General features: G+C 43.6%; 2 protein-coding genes and 2 pseudogenes. All 4 read left to right on the top strand.

The window, feature by feature from the left end; translation table 11 throughout:
• Positions 1 to 744: pseudogene (locus GNF10_RS36490) on the top strand (AIPR family protein); the annotation flags it as partial.
• A 76-nt stretch (positions 745 to 820) separates the two neighbouring features.
• On the top strand, positions 821 to 970 hold the full coding sequence (locus GNF10_RS36485; protein WP_185585293.1) for a hypothetical protein: 150 nt from the start codon (positions 821 to 823) through the stop codon (positions 968 to 970).
• Positions 945 to 1,214 (top strand): hypothetical protein, encoded by a 270-nt coding sequence (locus GNF10_RS36480; protein ID WP_221643416.1) that lies wholly within the window; start codon positions 945 to 947, stop codon positions 1,212 to 1,214. Before GNF10_RS36485 ends, GNF10_RS36480 begins: the two co-directional genes overlap by 26 nt.
• 18 nt (positions 1,215 to 1,232) lie before the next feature.
• A pseudogene (locus GNF10_RS39415) lies at positions 1,233 to 1,996 on the top strand (transposase); the annotation flags it as partial.
• Positions 1,997 to 2,303 lie beyond the last annotated feature (307 nt).

Raw genomic sequence — 2,303 nt, 5'->3', positions numbered from 1 at the left:
TTAGAAAGAGCAGAAGATAGAAAATTCCGCATCGCCTATTATCAGAATCAAAGCGGCGCTCCCAGAAATGCCCAGTGCAATGTCACCCATTTGCTGAAGTTGCTTTACTGCCTCGACAGAAATAAATACAATCCTGACGGCAATAAACGAACCAAGCACCCAGCAGGGATGAGTCTTCCAAGTAACATCACAGATGCAGAAAGGGAAAGGTTAACTGCACTTTTGCCTCTCTTGACTCATGCCCTGTGGATAGAGCAAAGACTCTACGAAATAATCCAAGATTATATCAGCAACCCTAGAAGAAAGGGTGCTAACGACCTAGCATCAATTGATATACGTAAAACGACGTTGTTGCCTGACAGCAAGTATTCATTCGGGTTTGGTGCGCCAACCGACTTAGCACTACCGATAATCGCATCATATCGGGTATTTCTAGATAAAGATTATAAATGGATTCTGCCGTTTAACGAATTTGCGGAAGATTTCCTGCAACACTTGTGGAATAACTACTTCCGTAAATATTTGGTGTCGGAAAAAACAGCAGGGAATACAGTCGGGACAAAAATCAGCCGCAATCAAGAGATTTGGGAAAGTTTGTACATTTCGGCGCAGAGTTATCTAAATCAGCACTTGGTGAAAATGGTTAACTCCAGTAAGGCAGAGTCAGAATCCAAGGTGACACAAGGTAGTAGCAAGAGAGGAAAAGGGAAAAGGGATGAACTCAACGCGACTACTGGAAATTAACTGTATCTCTGACAACTCTATCTTTTCCACAAGTTCCCTAAACTGACTTTTGCTCTGAAAGCTTGACAGGTGCTAAGTGAACACCCAGGTTAGGGGCGTAAACTTTAGTGAAGTACTGGATATTCGGCTGTGGGCGATCGCTCTTAGAGTAGGGCAAGGCATCGTTACACAGCCGATTAGATCGCGCAGAGCAAATAATCTTGGGTTTAGCGGAAAGACAAGCTAACGCCCAGTTAGAAATGTCTGAGTTAAGACAGGAAATGAGGCAACTTACAACTAGAGTTGACACACTTACAGATAATGTTGATCGTGTTTTAGCTCGTAGTGCCATTTTGGATGATGTGTTACTTGAGTTACGTGATAGCCATGAACAACATCAGCGTAATTTTGAAGAACATCAACGCACCAGAAACGCAGCATTACAAAGTCTTGAGTCTATCTTGTTACAGTTGATTAGAAGTAATTCTTGAGATGCGATTATAGGAGGTACGGAGAAAATTGATGCAGATCTGTTGTTGCGTTTAGCATCTAACCGATGTGTATGGGGTACACCCGGTACTTACAAAGGATGAGGCGCACCTTGTAAGCATGGTCATAAGTTTAAGCTCAATGACCCCCAAACTTGGCCCGTGGCAACTGAAACTCTAGAAGTTGAAGACCTAAAATTCGGTCGGGTTAAAGTAATGCGTTGGAGCGGATTTCATTTCCTTCAATCCCCAAATCGAGCAATGGAAATCATTCGGGTCGAGGTCATCAAACCAGTAGGACGTAATCGTAAGTTCCAGCCCTTATAGCTAGCTTGGTTGGGTCAGACAATGCCTGCATTAGAGGATCTTTGGCACAAATACTTACGCCGTTTTGTCTTAGAGCATTGGTATCGATTTACAAAGCAGAGGTTGTATTGGACACAACCTCAAGTTAGTTCTACTCAGGCAGCAGAGCGATGGAGTGACCTGATGCCCCTGTTAACTTGGCAATTATGGCTTCGTGAGTTGCCTGCATCGACTCACCATTGCCTTGGCAATCAACTCAGGATAAACTGTCTCTATGACGTGTGGCACAAGCCTTTCCACTAATTTTAGCCGCCATTGTCACTCCTGCTCAACCCCCTAAAACTCGCGGTAAATCATTTGGGCGTGCCCAAGGGCATCAGCCACCTTCGCGTAAGCGTTATCCCACTGTCAAAAAACACGCATCTAAAAAACCTAAAACCGAAGAATCACTTAAGAACGCTGATTTAACTGCTGCTTAGTTTCTGCTTCTTTTTCAACGATTCAACTTAACTCAGCCTCTAAAAGAAGTTGGGTAACTTTTTCTTGCTTTCTATTCATTGCTGCTAAATGCCAATTAGTCCAAACTCAAGTTAGAAGCAACACAGGCACATCTGGAAATAATCGATTAATTGGCACGAATTGGGCTGGCTGAAGCTCGGCGATCTGTCACAGCACTCTGCCCTCAGTTGTTAGAGCAAGGCGATTTATCCTAGTGTGGCAAAACTTACTAGAGAAGAGCGGAAATCCTGTAATCTTGACCTTGTAGCGAAATAATGGTGCAAAAAC

The sequence above is a fragment of the Nostoc sp. UCD121 genome, assembly GCF_014222285.1.
In the GTDB taxonomy this organism is placed as follows: domain Bacteria; phylum Cyanobacteriota; class Cyanobacteriia; order Cyanobacteriales; family Nostocaceae; genus Nostoc.
The sequence above is the reverse complement of the archived record's forward strand: the minus strand, read 5'-3'. Positions and strand labels throughout refer to the sequence as shown.